This window comes from Acinetobacter baumannii (genome assembly GCF_009759685.1).
GTDB classification, from domain to species: Bacteria; Pseudomonadota; Gammaproteobacteria; order Pseudomonadales; family Moraxellaceae; genus Acinetobacter; species Acinetobacter baumannii.
On record NZ_CP046654.1, the window covers coordinates 941,873 to 967,326 of the forward strand.

24 protein-coding genes are annotated in these 25,454 nt (G+C 37.4%); 12 read left to right on the plus strand and 12 right to left on the minus strand.

Going from position 1 to position 25,454, the window contains the following annotated elements:
- Positions 1 to 81: 81 nt before the first annotated feature.
- The 3 genes from GO593_RS04470 to GO593_RS04480 form a co-directional block, all read right to left on the minus strand.
- Positions 82 to 1,353 (minus strand): Glu/Leu/Phe/Val family dehydrogenase, encoded by a 1,272-nt coding sequence (locus tag GO593_RS04470; protein WP_001281781.1) that lies wholly within the window; start codon positions 1,351 to 1,353, stop codon positions 82 to 84.
- 1,035 nt (positions 1,354 to 2,388) lie between these two features.
- Positions 2,389 to 3,822 (minus strand): amino acid permease, encoded by a 1,434-nt coding sequence (locus GO593_RS04475; RefSeq protein ID WP_001191140.1) that lies wholly within the window; start codon positions 3,820 to 3,822, stop codon positions 2,389 to 2,391.
- 413 nt (positions 3,823 to 4,235) lie between these two features.
- Positions 4,236 to 5,513 carry a hypothetical protein gene (locus GO593_RS04480; RefSeq protein ID WP_000360755.1) on the minus strand — a complete coding sequence of 426 codons (1,278 nt, stop codon included), beginning with the start codon at positions 5,511 to 5,513 and terminating at the stop codon, positions 4,236 to 4,238.
- A 127-nt stretch (positions 5,514 to 5,640) separates the two neighbouring features.
- Here GO593_RS04480 and GO593_RS04485 point away from each other — a divergent pair, with 127 nt between their 5' ends.
- Together GO593_RS04485 and GO593_RS04490 are read left to right on the plus strand one after the other, a co-directional pair.
- Entirely contained in the window at positions 5,641 to 6,435 is a 795-nt protein-coding gene (locus GO593_RS04485; protein WP_000194459.1) for a class I SAM-dependent methyltransferase, read from the plus strand.
- Positions 6,436 to 6,450: 15 nt separating this feature from the next.
- Positions 6,451 to 6,984 (plus strand): hypothetical protein, encoded by a 534-nt coding sequence (locus tag GO593_RS04490; RefSeq protein WP_000915016.1) that lies wholly within the window; start codon positions 6,451 to 6,453, stop codon positions 6,982 to 6,984.
- Between the two features lie 49 nt (positions 6,985 to 7,033).
- Here GO593_RS04490 and GO593_RS04495 read toward each other — a convergent pair whose 3' ends face one another.
- Together GO593_RS04495 and GO593_RS04500 are read right to left on the minus strand one after the other, a co-directional pair.
- Positions 7,034 to 7,597 (minus strand): hypothetical protein, encoded by a 564-nt coding sequence (locus GO593_RS04495; RefSeq protein WP_000744750.1) that lies wholly within the window; start codon positions 7,595 to 7,597, stop codon positions 7,034 to 7,036.
- A 139-nt stretch (positions 7,598 to 7,736) separates the two neighbouring features.
- Positions 7,737 to 8,204: a Holliday junction resolvase-like protein gene (locus tag GO593_RS04500; RefSeq protein WP_000118035.1), complete on the minus strand. Its 468-nt coding sequence runs from the start codon at positions 8,202 to 8,204 to the stop codon at positions 7,737 to 7,739.
- Between the two features lie 158 nt (positions 8,205 to 8,362).
- Between GO593_RS04500 and GO593_RS04505 the strand changes: the two genes are divergently transcribed.
- The 4 genes from GO593_RS04505 (at position 8,363) to yccS (ending at position 13,282) form a co-directional block, all read left to right on the plus strand.
- Entirely contained in the window at positions 8,363 to 9,007 is a 645-nt protein-coding gene (locus tag GO593_RS04505) for a ParA family protein (protein WP_000849145.1), read from the plus strand.
- Between the two features lie 122 nt (positions 9,008 to 9,129).
- Positions 9,130 to 10,248, plus strand: a complete 1,119-nt coding sequence (locus GO593_RS04510) for an AI-2E family transporter (RefSeq protein ID WP_000553809.1) — start codon at positions 9,130 to 9,132, stop codon at positions 10,246 to 10,248.
- 115 nt (positions 10,249 to 10,363) lie between these two features.
- Positions 10,364 to 10,939: a superoxide dismutase family protein gene (gene sodC, locus GO593_RS04515; RefSeq protein WP_001143885.1), complete on the plus strand. Its 576-nt coding sequence runs from the start codon at positions 10,364 to 10,366 to the stop codon at positions 10,937 to 10,939.
- A gap of 192 nt (positions 10,940 to 11,131) precedes the next feature.
- Positions 11,132 to 13,282 carry a YccS family putative transporter gene (gene yccS / locus GO593_RS04520; RefSeq protein WP_001061808.1) on the plus strand — a complete coding sequence of 717 codons (2,151 nt, stop codon included), beginning with the start codon at positions 11,132 to 11,134 and terminating at the stop codon, positions 13,280 to 13,282.
- A 36-nt stretch (positions 13,283 to 13,318) separates the two neighbouring features.
- On the opposite strand, the gene craA is transcribed toward yccS, so the two are convergent.
- Positions 13,319 to 14,548 carry a chloramphenicol efflux MFS transporter CraA gene (gene craA / locus GO593_RS04525; RefSeq protein WP_000790118.1) on the minus strand — a complete coding sequence of 410 codons (1,230 nt, stop codon included), beginning with the start codon at positions 14,546 to 14,548 and terminating at the stop codon, positions 13,319 to 13,321.
- A 369-nt stretch (positions 14,549 to 14,917) separates the two neighbouring features.
- Complete coding sequence (locus GO593_RS04530) at positions 14,918 to 15,283, minus strand: hypothetical protein (RefSeq protein WP_000719504.1); 366 nt, start codon at positions 15,281 to 15,283, stop codon at positions 14,918 to 14,920.
- 235 nt (positions 15,284 to 15,518) lie between these two features.
- Between GO593_RS04530 and GO593_RS04535 the strand changes: the two genes are divergently transcribed.
- Both GO593_RS04535 and GO593_RS04540 read left to right on the plus strand, forming a co-directional pair.
- Positions 15,519 to 16,106 carry an NAD(P)H-dependent oxidoreductase gene (locus GO593_RS04535; RefSeq protein WP_000065455.1) on the plus strand — a complete coding sequence of 196 codons (588 nt, stop codon included), beginning with the start codon at positions 15,519 to 15,521 and terminating at the stop codon, positions 16,104 to 16,106.
- 13 nt (positions 16,107 to 16,119) lie between these two features.
- Entirely contained in the window at positions 16,120 to 16,434 is a 315-nt protein-coding gene (locus tag GO593_RS04540) for a putative quinol monooxygenase (RefSeq protein WP_000955560.1), read from the plus strand.
- A gap of 44 nt (positions 16,435 to 16,478) precedes the next feature.
- Here GO593_RS04540 and GO593_RS04545 read toward each other — a convergent pair whose 3' ends face one another.
- Together GO593_RS04545 and GO593_RS04550 are read right to left on the minus strand one after the other, a co-directional pair.
- A complete protein-coding gene (locus GO593_RS04545) occupies positions 16,479 to 16,847 on the minus strand; it encodes a hypothetical protein (protein WP_001189303.1) in 369 nt (122 codons plus the stop codon).
- Between the two features lie 95 nt (positions 16,848 to 16,942).
- Entirely contained in the window at positions 16,943 to 18,352 is a 1,410-nt protein-coding gene (locus GO593_RS04550) for an FAD-binding oxidoreductase (RefSeq protein ID WP_000993504.1), read from the minus strand.
- Between the two features lie 379 nt (positions 18,353 to 18,731).
- Here GO593_RS04550 and serA point away from each other — a divergent pair, with 379 nt between their 5' ends.
- The 3 genes from serA (at position 18,732) to GO593_RS04565 (ending at position 21,899) form a co-directional block, all read left to right on the plus strand.
- The gene (gene serA, locus GO593_RS04555; protein WP_000077814.1) at positions 18,732 to 19,964 is read left to right on the plus strand and encodes a phosphoglycerate dehydrogenase; all 1,233 of its coding nucleotides are present in this window, start codon (positions 18,732 to 18,734) and stop codon (positions 19,962 to 19,964) included.
- Between the two features lie 98 nt (positions 19,965 to 20,062).
- Positions 20,063 to 20,947: an EamA family transporter gene (locus tag GO593_RS04560; protein ID WP_000098159.1), complete on the plus strand. Its 885-nt coding sequence runs from the start codon at positions 20,063 to 20,065 to the stop codon at positions 20,945 to 20,947.
- Positions 20,948 to 21,038: 91 nt separating this feature from the next.
- The gene (locus GO593_RS04565; protein WP_001180513.1) at positions 21,039 to 21,899 is read left to right on the plus strand and encodes an EamA family transporter; all 861 of its coding nucleotides are present in this window, start codon (positions 21,039 to 21,041) and stop codon (positions 21,897 to 21,899) included.
- A gap of 7 nt (positions 21,900 to 21,906) precedes the next feature.
- Here GO593_RS04565 and GO593_RS04570 read toward each other — a convergent pair whose 3' ends face one another.
- From GO593_RS04570 to truB, 3 genes are all read right to left on the minus strand, one after another.
- Complete coding sequence (locus tag GO593_RS04570; protein ID WP_001019905.1) at positions 21,907 to 22,350, minus strand: hemerythrin domain-containing protein; 444 nt, start codon at positions 22,348 to 22,350, stop codon at positions 21,907 to 21,909.
- Positions 22,351 to 22,560: 210 nt separating this feature from the next.
- A complete protein-coding gene (locus tag GO593_RS04575) occupies positions 22,561 to 23,337 on the minus strand; it encodes a sulfite exporter TauE/SafE family protein (RefSeq protein ID WP_000525222.1) in 777 nt (258 codons plus the stop codon).
- A 19-nt stretch (positions 23,338 to 23,356) separates the two neighbouring features.
- Positions 23,357 to 24,262 carry a tRNA pseudouridine(55) synthase TruB gene (gene truB, locus GO593_RS04580; RefSeq protein WP_000208698.1) on the minus strand — a complete coding sequence of 302 codons (906 nt, stop codon included), beginning with the start codon at positions 24,260 to 24,262 and terminating at the stop codon, positions 23,357 to 23,359.
- Between the two features lie 153 nt (positions 24,263 to 24,415).
- Here truB and GO593_RS04585 point away from each other — a divergent pair, with 153 nt between their 5' ends.
- A complete protein-coding gene (locus GO593_RS04585; RefSeq protein ID WP_001189454.1) occupies positions 24,416 to 25,447 on the plus strand; it encodes a lipase secretion chaperone in 1,032 nt (343 codons plus the stop codon).
- Positions 25,448 to 25,454 lie beyond the last annotated feature (7 nt).

The window sequence follows — 25,454 nt, forward strand, 5'->3', positions numbered from 1 at the left end:
GAAAAAGGGACCGAACAAATAACCCTATAACATCCTTTATATTTGCTCGGCCCACCTTTCCTAAAAGGTAGTTTCCTCAGATTAGCCTGGGAAAATACCGCGTTCTTTACGAGCTTTTAAGATACGCTCACATGCCAAGATGTAAGCTGCTGTACGTAAAGTACAAGCATTCTTGTTCGCTGTATTCCAAACGTCATCCATTGCTTGAACCATCAACTTGTCTAAACGCTCGTTGATTTCTTCTTCGCTCCAGAAATAGCTCGCCATGTCTTGAACCCATTCGAAGTAACTTACAGTTACACCGCCGGCGTTACATACAACGTCAGGAACTACAACAATGCCACGCTCAACCAATACATCTTCAGCTTTAGGATAAGTCGGGCCGTTCGCGCCTTCTAAAATCAACTTAGCTTTAAGTTTTTCAGCACGCTCAACTGTAATTTGGCCTTCTAATGCAGCAGGAATAATGATGTCTACTTCTGCAGTCCAGAAATCTTCATCTGCAATTGCTTGTGCACCAGCAAAACCACCAACACCTTGGTTTGCATTTACGTGATCACGTAGCGCAACAAGATCAATACCATCAGCATTGAAAATTGTGCCAGTATGGTCTTGAACGTGAGTGATTTTTGCTTTTGATTCAACAAATAAGAAAGCAGCTTCACTACCTACATTACCAAAACCTTGAACAGCAACTTTTGCGCCTTCAATTGGTAAGTTGATTTTTGCAGCAACTTCACGACCAGTAACGAATACACCGCGACCAGTTGCTTTCACACGACCTAAAGAGCCGCCTAAGTGAACTGGTTTACCAGTTACAACACCCGTCACTGTGTGACCCTGGCTAGTAGAGTAAGTATCCATCATCCAACCCATGATATTGGCATTTGTACCAACGTCTGGAGCAGGAATGTCTTTTTGAGGTCCGATAATGTGACCAATTTCAGTCGTATAACGGCGAGTTAAACGCTCTAATTCACGATTTGATAATTTACGTGGGTCAACACGGATACCACCTTTTGCACCACCAAATGGCAAGTTCAAAACAGCAGTTTTAATTGTCATCCATGCAGACAATGCCATCACTTCATTTAAGTCAACATTTGGATGGTAACGAACACCACCTTTACCAGGACCACGAGACAAGTTGTGTTGTACACGGTAGCCTTCAAAGTGCTGGATTGAACCGTCGTCCATTACAATTGGCACGTCCACAATAAGCGCACGCTTAGGACGTTTTAAAGTATCGATATAATCAGCTAAATGTTCTAAGTATGGCGCTACACGGTCAATTTGAGCCAAGTAAGTTTGCCATGCATCGCTATGTTCGTTTACGTATGAAAGATCTGACATCTTTTTTCCTATCTACCTACACAGACTCAGATGTGATAAATCTGCAGTCTTTATTATTCAGCAACCAAAACCTTGCAATAACAATGTTTTGATTTATTTATAAAATCTTCAGCTCTTCTAAAGCTTTAGACCTTTTAAATTCCATCTTGTGATATCAAAAGTACGATTTACTTTTATATATCGATATCTTTTACAATATTCTTTTGCCTCATCTGCCATTTATAAAAAGTCTTTATAAAAGCAAAAGTTCCACCGCAACCAACTCAAATAAGTCGACTGGAAATAAGTACAAAAGAGGTGACATAACCGTTTGGGAGTTAAAAAGAACTAGGGTTCATGAAACAAAAAAACCATAAGTCCCTAAAATTATTTTTGACTAATCGATAGATCCCTCCATTAGTCTTTTTAAATAAAAATTGTTCAGTAATACTGCAAGTTTCACATCACTACTCAAGCGAGTTAATCAAGCCTTCATATAGACATAAAATCTTTAAGTAAATATAGCACAGAGCAAGTTAATTTAGAACATTTTAAAATAAACAAGCAGAGAAAAAATAATCAATTTTCTCTATTTTTTATAATAAAAAAGTAACCAGACCTAAAAAAACACTACACTATAATAATTTTATTTTATGGAAATTAAAAAAATATTAAAATTAAAAATGATTAAAAAATTACCATTTAATAACAACAACTTAATTAACAAAAAATTTCAAAAAATTCTTAAAATTTCTATAAATTTTCATAATATTTATTCAGTTTCTCTAATTCAAAACAAAGATATATAAATATTTAAACAATCTCTTTATTAAATAACCATGATAAACATATACTTATTTAAAAACTTATAATAATTAGCTATTAATAATATTCCGACAAGTGGTTAATTTATGTGTCAATATTTGCTTTTATTATCAAAACAAAAAAAACATTTTCAAAAAAAATATATAAAACTCACTTTAAAGCTCAAGTTACGCCCATGAAAAAAGGCCCCATAAGGAGCCTTCAATCAACACAACCAAGTTAGCAAAAGACTTAGTTTTGAGCTATATCTTTTTTACGATAAAAGATGAAATAGCTGACATAGCATAGCAAGATAAAAATAATGCAGCAGATAAAGCCCACTTGCATAGAAGGATCAAATACCATACTGATACAAGTAACTATACAGAATAGCCCGCCTACAATTGGAGTAAGAGGAAAAAGTGGTGCAGCGAAACGTAGATCTTTTACTGTTTTTCCTGACTTATACCACTGTCTACGGAAGTTAAATTGCGAAATACAAATTGCAATCCAAACGACAACCATTGTAAAAGCAGCAACACCCAACAAATTTTTAAAAATTGTTTCTGGTGCAAATTGTTCTGAAAGCAATCCTGGAATAGCACCAAACATGGTGACAATAATGGCAATAATAGGTGTTCCAGACGGCGTGAGTTTCGCGAAAATTTTAGGTAATTGATTTTTTGCTGAAAGCGACCACATCATACGTGATGCAGCAAATAGACCCGAATTAGCAGCTGAAAGTAAAGCCGTAATAATTACGAAACGGATAATATCCTCTGCATACGGAATACCAATGTAATTAAATACAGTCACAAATGGGCTACTGCTCACATCATTTGCACTAAGACCTGCTAGGTGGTATGGCAATAGTGAGCTAATCACTACAATCGTACCAACAAAGAAAATCAATAAGCGCCAAATAGCCGCATTAATTGCCTTAGGAACTGTTTTTGCTGGATTCTCAGCTTCGCCAGCCGCCACCCCAATTAATTCTGTGCCAGAAAATGCAAAGTTAACGATAAGCATAGTGGCAAAAATTGGGAAAAGACCATTTGGGAACCAACCATGAGCAGTCAAATTACTGAACAATGGTGCTGTTTCATGCCCCTGATAAGGAATAAAGCCAAAAATCGCCAGTAACCCCAAACCAATAAAACAGATAATGGTGATTACTTTTACAAGCGCCAGCCAAAATTCAGACTCTGCAAATAAGCGGGTGGAACTTACATTAAGAAAGAAAACCAAGGCGCCAAAGAAAAGAGTCCAAGCCCACACCGAGGTAGATGGAAACCACTCCTGAACCAACAAGGCCGCAGCGGTAAACTCAGTCCCCAAAGTTGCAGTCCAAGTCAGCCAATACAGCCAAGTAATCATATACCCCGTACCTGGACCGATATAACGCCGTGCGTATTCACCAAAAGAGCCAGACTCAGGGACATGAACCGCTAGCTCACCGAGACACAGCATAACGGTATAGGCAATTAGACCGCCCAAGAAATAAGAGATAATTGCGCCAATTGGACCTGCTTGAGAGATTACGTCGCCAGACCCAAGAAAAAGACCTGTACCTATGGCACCGCCAAGGGAGATCATCACCAAATGTCGAGTACTCATTGCTCGTTTCAAAGGTGCAGAACTTCCATGTTGCGATGCATCATTATTCCGATAATTTAATGATTGCATATAAAAAACTGTAACGACAATTTAGTAAAAAATCATTTTAGGATAAAAAAATAAATATGCAATTATCTTTGAATAGTGAAGTTATTTTAAGCAATCTTTTGCCAATCAAATAAAATATATATTAAAAACAATCAATTAATAATTATTAGGGTAATTATTGTATTTTAATTAATCTTGCATCATTTCTTTAATTTATATAAATTAAAAAATCATACTTTTTAAAATATAATAATTTTTCACTTAATTCACTATACCTACTTTTAGCTCTATCTTTATTTAAAAATTAGAGACACTATTTATTTAAATAATGACTTTTAATTTTATATACAAATAAATTGATAAAAAAATATTTTTTAAGCAAAAAATAAAGCTCAAATCTCGAGATTTGAGCTTTATTTAATCGAGGAAATAACTTAGTAACTGGTCAATACAAACTGTTGAGATGGCTGAATGGAACTTTCAACGTAATCACATACACCTTGTTCATCACAATTTAAATTTAATTGCTTATAGCTTAACGCAAAGAAATCAGAATATTGCTTAATAACAAACGGACTCATATCCGAAGTGAGTGCATCACCCTGTTTAAACAATTTAATAATTTTTCGATCATTCATCCCTAACAAATAAAGTTCATTATTTAACTCAATCTGAACAACCCCAGTGTGTTCTGCCACAATCGGAATCAAATATGATGGGTTTGCCAACACTACATCTACAGCATAGGTTTCAAGCTTTAGATTAATCAAATTAAATACTAGTATTGCATTAAATTGATTTTTAAAACCTTTTTTAGGGTTTTCAGCTTGCTGGCTATACTGAATTTTAATTCCAAGCTTCTGAAAATCTTGCTCTGTAGCTTGCTTTGTTTTAATAAGACTACGTGAGACCGCTTGCTTAAGCGCATTGTCTAAATAACGTTCATCTAACTGAAAGTCATTTTGACGCAATATTTTCAATAACATGCTGTCATGGTATGTCAGCACATTTGCAAGAACATTACGATAATAGAACTTACTTTGTTTTTTGATTTTACGAACTTGTTGATAGAAATACGTTTCATCAAATTCATGCTCAATAAAATCATGTAAAAGGCTTGAGCTTGCCAATACAGATAAAGCTTCATGTCCTGTAAAAGGCAAATGAATTGTATGTAAACTTGGTAAGATCTCTTTTATTTTTAAGTAATGTTCGCGATCAATTGAAAAGTAAGGGTCATAAACAATAATGTATTCACGACTTGCATCTACATCTTGCAGCTGAATTTGCATGTCTTTATTCGCGACAGCATCGAAAAACTCAGCATAGCGTCGGTCTTCAACTTGTTCAGGGTCAATTGAATACTGAGGCACAAATGCAATGATTCGATTCATATTTAATAAATTCGAATATTTAATTGCTGCATAGCCGCCCATTGAGCCGCCATAACCTACAATATTTTTAAAACGCTGAATAATAGGCAAAATGACTTTTGCCAGCTCAACCATACTGGCCTTTGGGAACCATGATTTTTGTTTTGGCATCACCCCAATAACACTGTATTGGTACTTTATTAGAGACTTTTCAGCATTGATAGATAAGCCACTCGCCCGGGTAATCAAATCGCCAAAAGAGAGAACTAATGTATTAGAATCGCCTTGTAAAAAAATGGCTCTAATGTGTTCGTCTTCAAAAATAATTTGCTTATCCATGCTCACACCGAAAGAAAATTTACTCCCACATACATCGTCAAAAATGAAACAAAATAGGTGTTTTGCCAATTTATGATTGCGGAGTATCTTATTTTATAGATGCCAGTCAGATTAAAAAGCGCAAAATATGACACAATCCTTACATCCTGCCGCTCAAAAAGGCTTCAGCTCTGCTGCTGAGCTTTATCAGCAAGTTAGACCAAATTATCCCGTAGAAATAGTAAGTTGGCTACAAGATCGGCTCCAAATACATGAAAATTCTACTGTTATCGATCTTGGATCGGGTACTGGCAAATTCTTACCTTACTTAAAACAGACACATGCCAATATTATTGCGGTAGAGCCAATTGGCGAGATGTTACAACAGCTTCAGCAAGCCTATCCTGATATTAAAACTATACAAGCCTTTAGCCACAATATTCCGGTAAATGACCAACAGATTGATGCTGTCATTTGTGCCCAATCTTTTCATTGGTTTGACAACATAGAAACATTGACCGAAATCCATCGGGTATTAAAACCTCAAGGACATTTAGGACTTGTTTGGAACCAGCGCGATGAAGGTACAGACTGGGTAAAAGCCTTAGCGGATTTTCTACTACCACTCGAAGGTGATACACCTCGTTACCATAGTGAAAGGTGGAAAAAGGTTTTTGAAGAGCAAGATTTATTTACTTTTGACAATTTAAATACTTTTTCGCAATCGCAGCATGGTACTGTCGAACAAGTGGTGAGTAAACGGTTACTTTCAACAAGTTTTATTGCAGCAATGACTGAAAAAGATCAACTACAGCTCAAAGCTCAGTTTGAAAAAATTGTTTATGATTTTACTGGGTTAGGCCCACAAGATCAGATTGTTTTTCCATATATTACATATGCATATCATTTTCAAAAAAGTACGTCGTCAAATCATAGAGAATAGGTTCGGTTGAAAGCTATGTTAAAAAAAACGCCTCATATCATCTTAATGTCTTTGCTCAGCTCTAGCCTATTATTGACGGCTTGTAAAAAAGCAGATGAGCCAGCAAAGACTGAACAATCTCATACAAGTTCATCTACCGACCAGGTCTTGGAAAAACTCAATGAAAGACCAGTGAAGAAATTCCCAGCTACTGCGGATGATGCCCATGATATTGCGCTACTAGAAGATTACGATCGCCGCTTTACTGAAATGAGTGACGAGATGGAAAATGAGTTAGCGAAAATGCATGAGGCTGGCACACTCACCGCAGAGTTTGAACAAAAACGTACGCTTGATAATGTGCGCTCAGCATTGACCATGTTAAAAGACCTCGATTTAAAAACTGAACAAGGTCGTTATATTCAGGGCTTACTCTATCAATATTGGGAAAACCAAGAAAAGAACTTTAGTGATAAGCAGGCAAGTAAAGATGAACAGGTCAAACAGCTTGCTGACTATTTACAAGCACAAAATCAGTTAAAGTACTGGAAAGCCTCACAGCAGCATTAATTTAACTGCATGCAATAAAAAGCCTTCTTATAAAGAAGGCTTTTTTAATTTAAATATTTTGTTTTTCAACCCAGTGAATGGATTGAACACGGAAGAGTTCACATGCACCATCGCCGGTATCAGTTGGGGTCAAAGATGACTTCCAAACCAAATCTTTATCTTTGATTTCAACCAGATCACCTTTTAAATAAACCAAATCACCACGTTTAACTTGCTTAATTTGTTGGGCGATTTCAGGGTTTGCAGGAATAATGTGCATATTCGATACCATCTGCATCGCTTGCTCAGCGGGTACAGGAAGTTTTGCTATTTTCCAGTTTAAATAGCGGTCATATTGTTTCACTGAAATATGTCGTGCGATTTCAGGTTGAGCAAATAAACCCCAACTTACCGCATAATCAATCGGTGAAAATTTGGCTTGCTCATCATTGTGATAAATTTTTGAACCTAAAATCCTAAAATTTCCCTGAAATGGTTGTAATACAGAAATTGATTGATCTTTTTCAACTGGAAGCAAGCCATTGGCAATATTGTATTCACTCGAGGTTGATGCAAATGCTGAACCCATGCCTAAAGTCGCCAGCAAAGCTATCATCAAACGTTGTTTTTTCATCGCTTTATACCTCAAATATTGCTAGATCAAATTCATTAGATCTTCGTTTTATGGTAGCTCTAAGGTATGAAAAAAATATCGGAATTTAGTAACAATACAGATCAATTTCGTCTATTTTTGTGCCTAATTAAATAGATTATTAATCTTCAAAATCTATTCTCAACGTTTCAAAGCGAACTTTCCCTTCCTTAATTGCCTGAGCAATTGCTTGCTGCCCTTTTGTTAAACGTGCCCCTCCACTTTTGACATCTAGCAAAATAATTTGAATATCATCGGCAGTTCCGTCTCCATCTCGAAAATCGGTATAGCCATCGAAAATAATATAATCAACTGGGTCGCCCATAAACTTGGCATCACTTGGCAAATACTGAAATTCCGGCAAGACTGGCGCAAATTGTTCTGCCATTTTTCCTTTTAATACGGCGCGGCTCGTATTTACACTTCTCTTTTGTGCTTGGGCAAGGGCTTGTTGATGCTCAAGCTCCAACTCGGCAATATATTGCTCGTATTCAGCCTTGATTCGGCCATTACGGGTATTTGATAAAATAAGCGTCGTGATAATAATACCAATACCAGCACCAATAAGCATGGCCAGCCATACGGACATAAATTTTCCTTAACAAATACACATCATCGCGATAGATGAGCAATCATATCTAAAATTAGGGAGTAGCTTAAACTTTTGTCAAAGGCAGTCATCTACTTCACATAAAAAGATGCTAAGGTATAAGTAGAACAAGTGTGCTGCTGAATATAACTGAATTTATGAAAACGATACTTATTGCAAATCAAAAGGGCGGATGCGGAAAAACCATGACAGCCATTACGTTGGCAACAGCTTTGGCACAAAAAGGATATAAAGTAGCATTGGCAGATTCTGACAACCAGAAATCTTCCTTACAATGGTTAAAGCAACGTCCAGATAACGTAGCTGTAATTCAAAGCCTCGACTGGCGTCAAGAAAAATCAATTGGTGATGCACCTAAAAATTTAGACTATTTAATTATTGATGCACCGGGTGCTCTTTCAGGTGATCATGCTGAACAATTAGTCAGCGAAGCCCATGCGATTATTACTCCACTTCAGCCTTCATTTTTCGATATCGACAGTACACGACGTTTTCTCAAGCATTTGCAGGATATTAAACGTATTCGTAAAGGTAAAGTACAAATTTTACTACTTGCAAACCGAGTTAAACCGAACAGCGCCAGCTCAAAAGATATTCAGCAATTTTTTGAAAAAATCGAACATGAACCTATCGCATGGATTGCAGAGCGTAGTGCTTATGGCAGTTTAGCAATGCAAGGTTTAAGTGTATTTGATAAACCACAAAAGAACTTTATTGCAATTCAAAGCCAGTGGCAGCCTCTTTTAAATAAACTGATTGAAGATAAATCTGAATGGTTCTAAAACCATCTCTCTATTTTAGGTGGGCAAGATGCAGAAATGAGCACGCCTGCCTAAAATTTGTCTCAGGTCATTTTTCAGTTAATATGACCTTATTCTATTTTAAAAATTAGAGAATTTTGTTCGTGCATCCATACGCTCCTACTTTACAGCGCGTTTTATTGTTTGGGCTGTTTTTTATCCTGATCTTTTTAGGATTTAACATCCTGAAGTACTTTATTGTACCTGTACTTTGGGCTGCCATTATTGCCTACATGACTTGGCCGATTTATTTAAGAATTCAGCATTTTTTTGGTGAAAACCGTAATAATTTAAATGCTACAGTTATGATTAGCTTAGTCATTTTAATTGTTGGTGTGCCATTTACATGTGCTATTTTTATTCTACAACATGAAGGCCGAAACCTTTATTTTGATTTACAGCGTCAAGTCTTTTCAGGTCATTTAAGCGTTCCCGATTTTATTCGTAATCTTCCGTTTATTGGTAAAGAAATATCTCGCACACTCAACGAAATTAACACAGACCCTAATAGTACTATTCAAAATATTGCAGCTTGGGTACAAAGCCATTTAAGTTATGGGCGTGTGTTATTAAATGAAATTAGTAAAAATATCGTCAAACTTTGTTTTGCAATTTTAAGTCTTTTCTTCTTTTATCGTGATGGCCACACGATCTTAACCCAAGTGAGTAAAGCCTTGGAAATGGTGATTGGGCCACGTATTCATCATTATCTCGACACAATTTCAGAAACCACACGTGCCGTTGTGTATGGCGTGGGTTTAACTGCAATTGCTCAAGCTGTACTTGCTGGATTAAGTTATTTCGTCGCTGGTGTACCTAATCCAATGGTTCTCACCATTGCAACGTTCTTATTAGCGCTAATTCCGTTTGGTACTCCTGTTTCCTATTTAGGTGTTGGTCTATGGTTGTTCTCTCAAGGTCAAACCATGGAAGCTATTGGCGTCATCTTATGGGGTGTGCTGATTGTAAGTAGTTCAGACAATGTGATCCGCCCACTTGTAATCTCTGGTGCGACTCAAATTCCGTTTTTATTGATTATGTTCGGTGTATTGGGTGGAATTGCAAGTTTTGGTTTAGTTGGTCTATTTATTGGCCCTGTTATTTTAGCTGTTTTATTAGCAATTTGGCGTGAATGGCTTCATGAGACAATTGACCCTGAACCCATGCCAAAAACAACCATGATTTATGATTCAGATGATGATTTACCGCCATCTAAAAACTAAGCTAATGATTTAAAAATATTTCAAGATACAAAGTGACTATTTAAATTAACTTGTAGGGTTCACGCACCTTTGCTTGAATAAAAAAATCAGATTTATAGTTATAAGGATATCTATAATGCCAGTATTTAATAAAATTGGTGCAGTATGTGCACTGACAGCTTTATTAACGGTTGGTTGTAGCACGGTAAGTAAGACTGTATCTGATACAGCCCATGCACTTACCACAATGCATACTAAAAAAGTGGTGGATGTTAATGAAGTGACAGCTAATGGTATAGGTAAAAAAATTGGTACTATTAGCTTTCAAGATAGTGATAAGGGCTTAATCATTACCCCTGCTTTAGCAGATTTACCAAGTGGTACTCGCGGTTTCCACATCCATGAAAATCCATCTTGTGCCCCTGCTGTTAAAGATGGAAAACCAGGCGCTGCTTTAGCTGCTGGTAGCCACTATAACCCTAACCAAGCCCCCCATCATGGTACGCCAACAACTGGGCATTTAGGCGATTTACCAGCATTAGTCGTTGACAATACTGGTGTAGCTACAACTGCTGTTATTGCACCACGTTTAAAACTTGCTGACATTCAAGGTCGCGCTATCATGATTCATGCTGGTGGTGATAACTATTCAGATTCTCCTCTGCCTCTAGGTGGTGGCGGAGCGCGAATTGCATGTGGTGTAATCAAATAAGTGCTATTTTTAAATTGTGGGTATCTAAAAAGATATCCACAATTTTGTTATTTTATTAAGCAACTTAGACTAATTAATTATTATAAAATCTTAAAAAATAAACTGACTTTTTTAGACAAAACGCATAATATTTTTCAAGTAATAAAAATTTAAATACCTATTGTCACGTACCCTCTCATTTAGAAAAAAGCCGTGAATAATCTGACTCAACTATTCAATCGTTTTAAAGCGAATTCAATTTTAATTTATTGCCTGCAAATTTTAATTGTACTCACAGGCACAACTTTAGGTTTACTTTGGTTAGGTCATAATGAGCTGATCGTTCCTGTGACTTTAGGTGCGATTGCTGCTGCACTTACTGATTTTGATGATCGCTTAAGTCTTCGTTTACGCAACCTGCTCTATGTCTGCCTACTCTTTTTTACTGTTAGCACTATTCTTGGTTTTTTAGCACCTTATAAATTTTTATTTATTTTATATCTTTCAATTTCCAGTGCTTGTTTCATTTTATTGGGAGCTTTAGGGCAACGCTACGCCACCATTTCTTTTGGTACGATTTTACTCTCAATTTATAGTATGTTTGGTTTAGGAGAATATGCACACTGGTACCAACAGCCTACTTATTTTGTCTATGGTGCGTTGTGGTACGGCCTAACTTCTATTTTATTTTTTATTCTTAAACCAACACTTCCTTTACAAGATAAACTTTCACAAATTTTTGAAGAAATTTCAGCCTTACTTCAAGCTAAAGCACGGTTATTCGACCCAGATAATAAAGAAAATGTTGAACAGCTTTTATTTGAATTATCACTACAAAATACACAAGTTGCACAGAGCCTTAACCAAATACGCAGCTCTCTGCTGACTCGCCTTAAGGCATCACGAGTCAGTAATAAAAGTATTTACTGGTTAAACCTATACTTTTTTGCGCGAGATATACACGAGCAGGCAACTTCTAATTATTTACACTACGAGCATATCCAACAAAATTTTAGCCGTAGTGATCTCATTTTTCGTTTTCAGAAAAACCTACGCTTACAGGCACAAGCTTGCCATGATTTAGCCCAATGCATTTTGCATAATCAACAATATCAGTCTTCTCAAGAAAGCCAAATTGGCCTAAACCATTTGGAAAGCTCTTTGAAAGACTGGATACAACAGCATCCACAAAATTTTGAAGTTAAAAATTTAAAGCTAATTTTTAATAATTTAAAAGGAATGCATGAACAATTTGAGCAGCTTCAATATGCTCAACCGTTTAATGAAACGCTAAGTCAGAACAAGCAAGAACATCTCAATTTACTAGATGATGATATTCAAGGATTTTCAGACCTTGTTTTAAAAATTCGGCAGCAACTGACGCCACAATCGGCCCTATTTAGACATGCAGTACGAATTGCGGTTGTATTTGCCGCAGGTTATGCCATTTCCCTCTTACCTTTTGCCCAACATGGTTACTGGATTTTGCTCACCAGTTTATTTGTTTGCCAAATTACTTACTTTGCAACCAAAAGTCGTTTAAAGCTTAGAACGATTGGGACTTTACTCGGCGTTTTATTGGGTATTCCCATTTTATATTTTGTTCCTAGTATTGAAGGTCAACTCATTCTTACCATTATTTGTGGAGTTAGCTTTTTCTACTTACGCCAGAAAAAATATGCGCTGGCAACACTGATGGCAACCTTAATGGTATTGCTCATTTTCAACTTAAAAGGTGCAGGTTACAGCATTATTTTACCTCGCCTAATCGACACCTTATTAGGCTGCTTTATTGCTTGGCTTGCTGTTAATTTTATTTGGCCAGACTGGAACTTCCGTAATATTCCAAACAATATTAAGAAAAGTAGCCAAGCAACCTTCGATTACTTCAATGTGATTGTTGAGCAATATCAGCACGGGAAAAATCAAGACATTGAATATCGTAGAATTCGCCGAGCTGCACATAACGCGCAAATTGAACTGTCGAATATGATTTCAAGCTTAAGTGCCGAGCCCAACCCAAATCCCGAGCTGATTCATTACGCCTTTCGTTATTTGGTTTATAGCCACAGCCAGTTGAGTTATGTCGCAGCATTAGGCAGCCAAAGACAAAAAATTGATGATCAACAGGTATTACAACTTTTACTGGATTGTCAGCAAATTCTTAAACAAAGTTTATTTGAACAAGCTTTGGTTAACTTTAATTTTCTTGAACAGACTTTAAAGCAAATTCAAAGTTTAATAACTCACGAACATTTTTCAGAGAACTACACACTTGTCTTAAAACAGATGAGTTTATTATTAGAAACCTTGCCTGAACTCTTAAGCTTAAAAGGCAAACTTTTAGAGCATGAAATTAAATAGAATAAAAAAATACCGGAATATAAATTCCGGTATTTTTTAATGTAAGTCTTGTGCAACTCTTTCCTGCATTTCTCGTTTTAAAGCTAAACGTGGTTGAGTAAACCACAAGGCAATAAATGCAAAAGCAGATAAGACAAAAGCCCATAAATGAAATTGAGTGTAGAGATAGCGTACAAGCTCAATCATTGCAAAAAAGCTCGTCATCAATAGCATTGAAACAGCAGCAGCTACAGTTCCTTTTGACACTTCAGATGACATGAGTGCAAAACGGTACAACACTGAGAAGCTAATTCCTTCACCAAAACAAATGAGTGTCATACCTATTAACAAGCAAGGAATTAAATAGGCTTGCCAGACAACACCTAATATTAAAATTAGCGTACCAGTGAGCATAATCGGTAAGCCAATTAAGACAGTTTTACCTAAAGCTAAACGGTCAATAATTTTAATTAAAACAATGTTACCAACAATTAAACCTAAAAATACCGGGAACTGTGCTAAACCATATTGCACGCTCGTTAGCTTCAGTTCATCGACCAAAATAATTGGTGATAACGCGATCCAGAGCATAAGCGGCATACCTACAAGCGGTAAGGCCAACGTTAACCCAAGGAACTGCCGATTGCTAAATACCTTTTTAAAGTCATCAAAAAGATAACTAAAAGGCTGTTTGGTTACACTCACCTTATGACTAGGCATTTGTTTCTTTAAGCCAACCCAACTCAGCAGTGCAAGTAAAGCAATTGCCACGAAACCCCAGTGCCATGAAACATAATCAATTAAGAAAGCTCCAAGTACAGGCCCTAGCAAAGGCGCAAGCAATGAAATATTTGCCATGAGGGCCATGACTTTAATCGCATCACGCTCGGCAAAGTTTTCCTGAATTGCGGCATATCCCACTGCTGAAATTACGCTTAACCCAATACCTTGTAAAAAACGTAATGTCAGAAAGTGTTCAATTTGCCGCGTTAATAAAATTAAAAAACAGCACAAGGCAAAAAATAAAACACCAGACAAAAGTACTTTTTTACGGCCTAATCGATCTGATAAAGGTCCTAGTAACCATGCAACAGATGCACCACCTAATAAATAAAATGACATTGAAGACGGCGCCCAAGTTGCACTTACACCGAAATCTTCAGTAATTGCCAACATGGCTGGCTGAATCAGGTCATTACCAATATAAACCGCAAATTCAAATAGCACTAAAGCTAAAGGAAACATCAACGTCGTACGGTTCAACGCTGTCGTTTGAATATTTTTCATGAGTTTGTACACTTCAAAATAGCGGCCAATATGTCTCAGCAACTACATATTGAAATAAATAATGTAGTCATGACGATGACAGTATGGTCAGTCAATCTTTAGTTAAGTTGTTATATGCCGTGAGAGTGCATGTTTAGAATGTGAAACACCGTATTCACAAGGTGTCTAAAACGAGAAAAAATGTATGACGTGAGATTCGGTAATTTTTACCATCTGGCATAATTGCCGGATGACACAATATCACTTTTCAAATTGATCATCAATCGGACAATTCCAACAATTTTAAATTCTATATTTTAATGATGACGAACTCATTTTTATATTGCGAATAACCCTAAAGTTATCCACATATTCAATAGTAATTCAGCTTTAAGGACAAGGATTAACTTGAAAGTCTGCTGTTTCCTCGCCTTTTGTACATTGATAACTTTGTTTTTTATTCACGATTTTCCAAACAGTCTGATCTTTTTTTAATAAATACTCAGTACGTGTTTTCGAAACAGCATCTTCACTCGGCTCTGTCTGCAAAATAGTAACTTGAGCATTAGAAGGGTCCTCTAAGGCATTCATTTGCTGTGAAATACTTAAATTACTGGCATTATTTAAAAGATTAGGTTGATCGAGTAAAACAGCTTGTATCGGACTGTTCGCTTGAGGTGTAGGTGGATTTGTATTTGGTGTACAAGCACTCAGAATCAGCAAATTATACATCATGAGTAAACCAATCTTTTTCATACTCAACTCCACCACAACTCCACCACAACTTCACCATGATGCTAAAGGCTACAAACAATTTTTTCCGTTCAACTTTGTAAAGTATTTACCATTAAAATGAAGAAACCAGTATGAGGTATCAAACCAAGATTAATGATTTTTAATCAATAATATTTTTCCAATTACTACATTTTTCTTTAAGAGTAAGTTCTCTAAAGTATCGCTCAAGTTTAAGAATTGAATTAGAGTAACTCCCATGAGCAATATTTTAGTCATTAATGGTGCCAAACAATTTGCCCACTCAAATGGTGAATTAAATGACACACTCACGACATTAGCAACGAATCATCTCACTGAACTCGGTCATGAAGTAAAAGTCACTCGTGCAGATAGCGACTACAATGCTGAAGCCGAAGTAGAAAAGTATTTATGGGCAGATGTCGTAATTTATCAAATGCCTGGCTGGTGGATGGGTGCACCGTGGACCGTAAAAAAATATATTGACGATGTATTTACGACAGGTCATGGTTCTCTTTATGCAAATGATGGTCGTAGCCGCTCTGATACCTCAAAAAAATATGGTTCAGGTGGTTTAATTCATGACAAAAAATATATGCTGTCGCTTACTTGGAATGCGCCAATGGAAGCATTTGACGATGCGGATCAGTTTTTCCATGGCGTGGGTGTAGATGGTGTTTATTTACCATTTCATAAAGCAAATCAGTTCTTAGGTATGAGTACCCTACCAACATTTATTGTAAATGATGTAATTAAAATGCCTGATGTAGATAGTTATGTGGAAGCATACAAAGCACATTTGAACACACTATTTGCAGCAGCCTAATCCGGAGAAAACCATGCTTACTATTATCGCGGAAATTCGTACTCAATCGGGTGGGCAGCACCGCCAAAACGTATTGAATGCATTTCAAAAAATCATTCCAACTGTTTTAGCAGAAGATGGTTGCCATGGTTATGAACCTTTAGTTGACCACATTTCAAATGCGAGCTTCCAGAACAAAGACCCTGACATTATTGTGATGTTAGAAAAATGGGAAAGTGTAGCTCATCTTGAAGCACACTTAGCTACACCTCATATGCAAGCGCATCATGAAGCAGTCAAAGATGATGTAGTTGACGTCAAAATTAAAATTTTAGAAAGCGGCGTATAATTTAAGAAATAAAAAAGACGATATATTTATCGTCTTTTTTATGCTTAAGAACAAAGCTGCATTTGGAAACCTTTAGAACCTTTTCCTCTTGCACATTGGTAGCTCTTTTGCTTATTTTGCAATTGCCACTTTTCATCAACCAATTTAAATAAATATTCCGTCCGAATTGCTGAGACAGAGTCATCCATTAAACCGGTTTGTATAACAGTAATGCGAGAAACAGTTGGGGATTCTACTCGGTTAAATACCTGCTGAACTGAAGTATTGTTATGCTCTTTTACAATCTCGGGTTGCGTTTTAAGTACTTGTTGCATTGGGGTTTCCGAGCCCACAAAAGGAATTAATTTACTTGTAGTTGCACAACCCGTCATAAGTCCAGCACAGAGTGCAGAAATTAAAAATAAACGTTGCATTTTCATCACCAAAAAACAAAAGGCATAGCTTTATGATGCTATGCCTTTGTCGGTTACTCTGTAGAAACTATGTAGTTCTACAAAATAGATCTAATTTAAAGATCGAATAATTTACCCGGATTCATAATACCTTTCGGGTCAAATACTTTTTTCAAAGCTTTCATATATTCGATTTCTTCAGCTGAGCGTGAATATTCCAAATATGGCTTTTTCGTCATACCTACGCCATGCTCGGCAGAGATTGAACCATCGTATTTTTTAACGGTATCAAATACATATTTATTCACGACCTGACACTTCGCAAAGAACTCATCTTTGGTCAAGTTTTCAGGTTTTAAAATATTTAAGTGTAAGTTACCGTCGCCAATATGGCCGAACCAGCAAATTTCAAAGTCAGGATAGTTTTCTTGAACAATCGCATCAATTTCACGAATAAATGCAGGTACGTGAGTAATTAATACTGAAATATCGTTTTTGTACGGAATAAAAGGCGCGATTGATTCAGAGATATCTTCGCGTAAACGCCACAAGCTCTCTACTTGGTCAAGACTCTGGCTCATTACACCATCAAGTACCCAACCTTGTTCCATACAGTGCTCGAAAATCTCCATTGCTTTGTCGATAATCGGTTCGTATGGCGCTTCAAACTCAAGCAATACATAGAATGGACATTGAGTTTCAAAGGGACGTTGAACATGACCACGGTCGAGTACTTTTTGCATTGCAAGCTCACCAAAGAACTCAAATGCAGTTAAGTCGATATCTTTTTGGAAAGCATGTAACACAGGCATTACTGCATCAAAATCAGGAACACCTAAAACTAAAACTTGTAGGTTTTGTGGTTGACGCTCAAGTTTAATTTCTGCTTCAGTCACTAAACCTAATGTACCTTCACCACCAATAAACAAATGCTGTAATGCATATCCAGTTGCATTTTTAATCATGCCTTTGTTTAAACGTAAAATGTCGCCCTTACCCGTCACTACAGTTAAACCGAGTACCCAGTTACGCGTCATGCCATATTTAATGACTTTAATACCACCAGCGTTGGTACCGATATTACCGCCAATCTGACTAGAACCCGCTGATGCAAAGTCAACCGGATAATACATACCCTGCTCTTCTGCATAATTTTGCAATTGCTCAGTCACAACACCAGCTTGTACACGGACCATACGGTCTGCCGGGAAGAACTCAAGAATCTGGTTCATTTTGTCCATGCTAATGACAATTTCACCATTGGTTGCTACAGCACCAGCAGAGAGTCCAGTACGACCACCTGACGGTGTAATTGCGATATTAAACTGGTTTGCAAGCTTCACAACTTCCTGAACTTGTTCAGTCGTTGATGGAAAAACGATGACCGATGGGTTCGGATTAAAATGCTTGGTATGATCTTTACCCCAGTTTTCGAGACTATCAGCATCGGTTTTAATACGGTTTTCACCGACGATTGCTGTTAATTGGGTGAGTAACTCAGGTGTTAAAGCGACTGGAGCATTCATCGTTTGCAGACCTAGCAAGAAGTAAACTGTGGTGGGACTATGACCTCATATTTCTCTAGGTTTTCACCTGAGCAAAGCCATAATGTTCAAGGAACTCCTATATTCTACATGTAACAGCACAAGCGATAAAGTTCAGAATAGAGATACTGTCACTACAAAACATGTTTAACACCAATAAAACACTTTTTATAAGGCCTTAAAGGAAAATTTGGGCCTAAACGTAGATCAAGCATATTTTGTAATGTTCGACAAGCCATAAATGGAAGTGATTAGACATAGATAAAATTGCCATAAGGCGATGGTATAAACGAAATATCTATAGCGCTGCCCAGTATGTTATTATACCGCCACCAAATTTGGCCTTTGTAGCGGAGCCGTAATGAGCCAACATCTTTCACTACCTAAAGATAAAATCCGTTTCCTTTTGTTAGAAGGCGTTCACCAAAACGCAGTCGATACTTTAAACGCTGCGGGTTATACCAACATTGACTATCGCAAAACTGCTCTTGAAGGCGAAGCGCTTAAAGAAGCAATTAAAGATGCTCACTTTATTGGTATTCGTTCGCGTACCCAATTGACTGAAGAAGTTTTCGAAGCTGCAAATAAATTGATCGCAGTAGGTTGTTTCTGTATCGGAACAAACCAAGTAGATCTTAAAGCAGCGATGGCACGTGGTATCCCTGTATTTAACGCACCATATTCAAATACGCGTTCGGTTGCAGAGCTCGTACTTGCTGAAACTATTCTTCTTCTTCGCCGTGTTCCTGAAAAGTCAGCGGCTTGTCATCGTGGTGGTTGGGACAAATCTGCTGTGGGTTCTTTTGAAACTCGTGGCAAAACTTTAGGTATTGTGGGTTACGGTTCCATCGGTTCTCAACTTTCGGTTCTTGCTGAAAGTATGGGTATGCATGTCATTTATTATGATGCAGTCACTAAATTACCAATGGGTAATGCTCGCCAAGTTGGTTCTTTAGATGAACTTTTAGCAACTGCTGATGTTGTGACTTTGCATGTACCGGATGTTCCGTCTACACGTAACTTCTTCACTAAAGAACAATTTGCAAAAATGAAAGAAGGCGCGATCTTCTTAAATGCTGCACGTGGTACATGTGTAGTAATCGAAGATTTAGCTGATGCAATCAAATCTGGTCACCTTGCAGGCGCGGCAGTTGACGTATTCCCGAAAGAACCAAAAGCAAATGGTGAAGAATTCCAGTCTCCACTTCGTGGTTTAGACAACGTGATCTTGACTCCTCACGTTGGTGGTTCAACAATGGAAGCTCAAGCAAACATCGGTTTAGAAGTAGCAGAGAAATTTGTTGCTTACTCTGATAAGGGTATGACACTTTCTGCCGTAAACTTCCCAGAAATCGCGTTGCCATTGACAGCGGGTCAACACCGTTTACTACACATCCACAAAAACGTACCGGGTGTATTGTCTAAAATCAACAACTTGTTTGCTGAACAAGGCATCAACATTTCTGGTCAGTCACTTATGACTAAAGGCGACATCGGTTACCTTGTAATGGACGTAGATGCTTCTGCCTCTCAAGAAGCTTTAGATATGTTGCATGAAGTTGAGGGCACAATTCGCGTACGCGTATTGTTCTAATACAGACTGTAACTTTAAAAGCCACAGCATTGTCTGTGGCTTTTTTATAGGTATTTACATTATCATGTGAAAAGTATACCAATTGATCAAATAATAAAATGTCCAGTCCAAGCCAGAAATCCCAGCTTCATGCTTTGGGCTTTCTTATTCTTGCCATGTTAAGTGTCCAAAGTAGCGCATCCTTAGCTAAAGTCCTGTTTCAGAACTTTCCTGTACTGACTGTTTCTGCAATGCGTTTATGTATCGGGGCATTTATTTTGGCTTTCATTTTTCAGATCTGGAAAATTAATTTTAGTCAGGTCCGATGGAAAGCTATTTTAAGTTATGGCTTTGCTCTTGCTGGCATGAATGCCCTTTTCTATTTATCGCTTGAACGTTTACCCATTGGTATTGCGGTTGCATTTGAATTTATTGGTCCACTCAGTGTGGCCCTTTACCATGCTAAACAAAAATATGATTTTGTCTGGGTCACTTTCGCAATTATTGGTCTCATTTTATTATTTCCTTTTAACCAAGCACATAGTTTGGACTGGATCGGAGTCCTATTTGCGATGAGTGCGGGTGCTTGTTGGGCCCTATATATTATTGCAGGGCAAAAGCCTTCTGGTATCTCAGGTAATCATACAGTTTGTTTGGGCATGACTGTAGGTGCTTGTATACTTTTACCTATTACTTTTTTCTCAGGCTCGATTGGGCAAGTTATAGAATTACCATACTTTTTTTATTTTATTGGTCTCGCCGTTTTAGCCAGTGCACTTCCATTCTCTTTAGAAATGTTAGCTCTACGCAATTTAACACCTTTAAGTTTTGGAACATTGATGAGCCTAGAGCCAGCTGTTGCTGCACTTTCCGGTTTTATCTTCTTAGGTGAATACCTGTTATGGAATCAATGGTTGGCACTCGCCACTATTATTACTGCTTCTGTGGGTTGTACCATAACCACCCAAAGAGCCCGACAACAACGTGAAAAAACAGTAAGTTAATTCTGCAAAACCTGCGAGTTGAAACCCAGTATTGACTATAATGAATCACTCTTATTTTTTTACATATCAAATGAAGCGTTAAGGTACTTCCATGCAAAATCTTCCAATTATTGCTGTGCTCTATATGATTTTGTCGATGGTTTCGTATCAAATCAGCGCTTCATTTGCCAAGCAACTTATCGCGGCTTTAGATCCGCTTACCGTTACTATTTTAAGACTATGTTTTGCAGCAGTGATTGTTGCCGTTATGTTCCGTTCTTGGAAAATCTGGTCTCGTTTACCTTATTTAAAATGGCGTGATTTATTAATGTATTGCGCATCTTTAGGGTTAATGAATATCTTATTTTACACATCTCTTGGGAAATTGCCCCAAGGGATTGCAGTAGGTCTAGAATTTATTGGTCCATTAGGCCTAGCCCTAGTTTCTATCAAACAAAAGAGCGAATATATCTGGGTAGCTTTTGCCATGCTGGGTATTGCACTCATGGTACCTTGGCAAGATCCAACTCAACACCACTTTTCTTACGTAGGTGCAGCCTGTGCTTTAGGCGCAGGGCTTTGCTGGGCATTCTATATTTATTTTGGTCAAAAAGTTGTAACTCAAAATATAGGAATGCATGCCTTAACCATAGGGATTACCGTATCTGCCATCGCCTTATTACCAATTGGTATTTGGTATAATGGCCCAGCATTACTTGATACACAGTACTGGGGTAAAGCCTTACTTATTGCAGTTTTAGCGACTGCTATTCCCTATGCACTCGACCTAATGGCACTCAAACAACTTAATAAATTAACTTATGGCACCCTAACAAGTTTAGCGCCAGCATTGGCAGCATTAACAGGTTTCTTATTACTTCACGAAGAAATCAGCATGCTGCAATGGGTGGCTTTAGCTTGCGTAATGCTAGCGTCAATTGGGGTTACTTTAAGAAGTAAAACAGCATCATAGGTGTAGCTTATTGCTGTTTTTTATACTTTTTATATTCCTTTAAATATTTATTGCCTAGCGTTTCTTTTTCACTGTCTTTAAGAATTTTACCGGCTTGCTGAAAAAATTTATGCTCTTCTTCTTTTAAGTGGTGATGGACTTTTTCGCTCAACTGTTTAGCGGTTGCCAACCAACTTGGGCTACTCATATCCGTTTTTTCGAGTTGCTCGACCAACTCATCCATTTCATGGTGTTCAGATAAAGCATGTCTCGTAATATCCAAACCGACATCATCAAACATTAAAGGGATATATAAATAACGGTCTTCGGCAACTGAGTGAGCATAAAGTTCGTTTTTTAATGCATCAAATAATTCTTTTCGTTCTTCGGTTAAACCATGTGTCTGGATTAATTGTTCAGAAAGGTTGCGTTGATTTTCGTGGCTTTCTCTTAATGCTTCGAAAATATTCATTCTCTTCCTCATTTTTAGTTAAAAAATCTTTTTTATTTCAAGGTTTATCGTACGGCAAAATTTATATTATTTAAGTAGCTTAAAATGAGACTATTTTTTACACAGTTTTCTTTCTAGTAAGTTTCTGTAATGTTTTTTATATTTCTAATTTTAAAAGATACATAAAAGTATGAACCACTCCTCAGGAACAGTTCATACTTTTTATCTTATTTAACCTGTAACAAACATTTGATATCCCAAACGGCAAATCAGGATACTCACCAAAATTAAAAAGATAATACGTACAAACCCACTACCGTATTTAAGTGCGGTACGCACCCCAACAATAGAACCTAGCACGTTAGCCGCTGCCATCATTAAACCAATATGTAAAATAGCGTGCCCAGTTGGAATGAGGAAACTCAGCGCAGCTAAGTTAGTCATAAAATTACCGATTTTTGACAACGCCGAAGCATGTAAAAAATCGACTTGTAAAAAACGAATGAAGAAAAAGATAAAGAAACTACCAGTACCCGGTCCGAAAATACCGTCATAAAAGCCAATCGCCAGACTACCGATACCAGCTAAAACGAGCATTTTCGTGGTAATTTTTTGCTCGGTATGAACCTGTCCGAAGTTCTTTTTAACTAGGGTATAAATCGCAATCACAATCAACATCACAAAAACGAAAGGACGCAATACCGATTGAGGGATAAGCGACAAACAAGCTGCACCAGCGAAAGAACTAATCAAGGCACAAATGGCAATAACGGCTAAAAGCTTCCATTGCAACTTTACTTTTTTAGCAAATGTATAAGCTGCCGATGCCGTACCAAAAATGGATGAGACTTTATTGGTACCAATCACCGTAGCAGTCGACATGTTAGGGAAAGTGCTCATGATCCCGGGAATCTGGATGAGTCCGCCGCCACCAACAGCAGCATCAATTGCTCCCGCAGTAAACGCAAAAAAGATCAAACTAAGGATAACATCCCATTCCATGCCCATGTTTTATACTCTACATCTACTACAAATTTAAGATACGTTTAGGTACCAACCGTTTTTTATCGGTAATTTCAGCTAAACCTAGACAGCGTTCACCCGAAAAAACCAACACTTCTGCTTCTGCAGAATGATCAATATTGCTTTCTAGACCGTTACAAAAATATTTTTCCCGTCCTTCGGGAACCTGAATTTTTAAGAAATGGTCAATTGGAGCATATACGGGCAGTAGCGAAGCTTCTCTTTGCTCTTCCGTTAAGCTTTCCAAATATTCAATGGTATAACTTGGGATGAGTTCAAAATGTCCAGTTTGAATACGGTGAAGCATGGTTAAATGACCACCACAACCAAGTGCCTCACCAATATCTTCACCTAGCACACGAATATATGTTCCTTTAGAACAAGTTACATCTAAAGTGATACTATTTTCAGTAAATTCAATGAGTTCTAAGGCATAAATCGTAACTGGGCGTGCCTCACGCTCAATCTCTATACCCTTTCTGGCCAGCTCATATAGTGGCTTACCTTCTTTTTTTAATGCCGAGTACATCGGTGGAACTTGTTGAATATCGCCCCTAAACTTTTCTAAAGTTTGCTCAATAAGCTCTTTGCTAAGAACCGGGATAGGACGTTCTTGTAAAATATCGCCTTCAACATCACCTGTTGTTGTAGTTTGGCCTAATCGAACAGTAGTTTGATAACGCTTTGTCGAGTCCAGCAAGTAATGTGAGAATTTAGTGGCCTCTCCTAAACAAATAGGAAGTAAACCGGTTGCTAATGGATCTAATGCACCAGTATGACCCGCCTTTTGGGCACGGTAAAGCCAACGCACTTTTTGCAAAGCAGCGTTAGAACTTAGCCCTAATGGTTTATTTAAAAGAAATACACCACTGATATGGCGACGAGAAATTTTTTGATTTTTTGTCGTCATTTTTACTGGAACACAAAGCTAGAGAAAAGTGCCGACATGTTAGCAAATTCAGCAAGATATTTTCATAATATTTAGGTGCCTTTTCACTTATTTTATGGCACATTAATGATCGAGTAAAAAAACAACAAATGAAAACTTAAGGAAGATATCTTTATGCAAAGGATGCAGAAAAAGATATGGTGGTGTGTGCTCGGATTTTTTATTTTGAGCCTCATCGCATGTGTGTATTGGCTAAGCCCAGACTCGGAAAATACTTCACCTCAGCCAAATCAGGATGAAGCTAGGTTGGTAGCTACTTCACAATCTACTTTAAATTCACCATTAAACGAAAATACTTATTTGAGTAAAAGTCAGCAAGATACTCAAGTTAACTGCCAATTAAAAATTGATAGTTCACAGCATTTAGTTGTGAATAGCCAAACCCGTGACTGCTTTGAATATTTTATTACGCAGTATGGCGAGAGCAATTTACAACAAGTTAAAACTCATTTTGAGAAATTTATACAAGATCAATATTTAGAGCCAGCCCGCTCACAGATTATTGATTTGTGGACGCGTTATTTAAAATACCGTGAGCAGCTTGCACAAATTCAACCGCCTCAATCTAAACAACAGGATCAAAATTATTTTCAAAAGATCTTCAGTTCAATTCAAGATATAAGAAAACGTTTCTTCTCTGCCTCTGAAATTGAAGGGTTATTTTCAACAGAAGACATTTATCAGAACTACACATTAGATCGCATGAAGATTTTAGAAGATTCATCTTTAAGCGAAATTGAAAAAGCTAAAAAACTCAAAGAGCGCTTTGAACAATTACCAGAAGACTGGCAAGAAAACCTACAAGAACTCTCAAAGCTTGATGATTTACACACACTGACCAAACAAATTAAAGCTCGCAATGGTTCAGCAGAGGAACTTCGGCAAATGCGTACAGCACTTGTTGGAGCCGAGGCAACTCAACGATTAGAAACTTTAGATATACAGCGTAATGCGTGGCAACAGCGAGTGACTGGCTACTTAAATCAACGTGATGAAGTCCTGCATAGCAATATGAGTGACAGCGCTAAAAAACAAGCTATTCAACAACTACGCCAACAACAATTTAGCTCATCGCAAGAACAGCTTCGTCTTAGAACTTTTGAAACAGTCCATGACCAAGGAGGTGAACTACCCTTTAACTACTAGGCTTTTC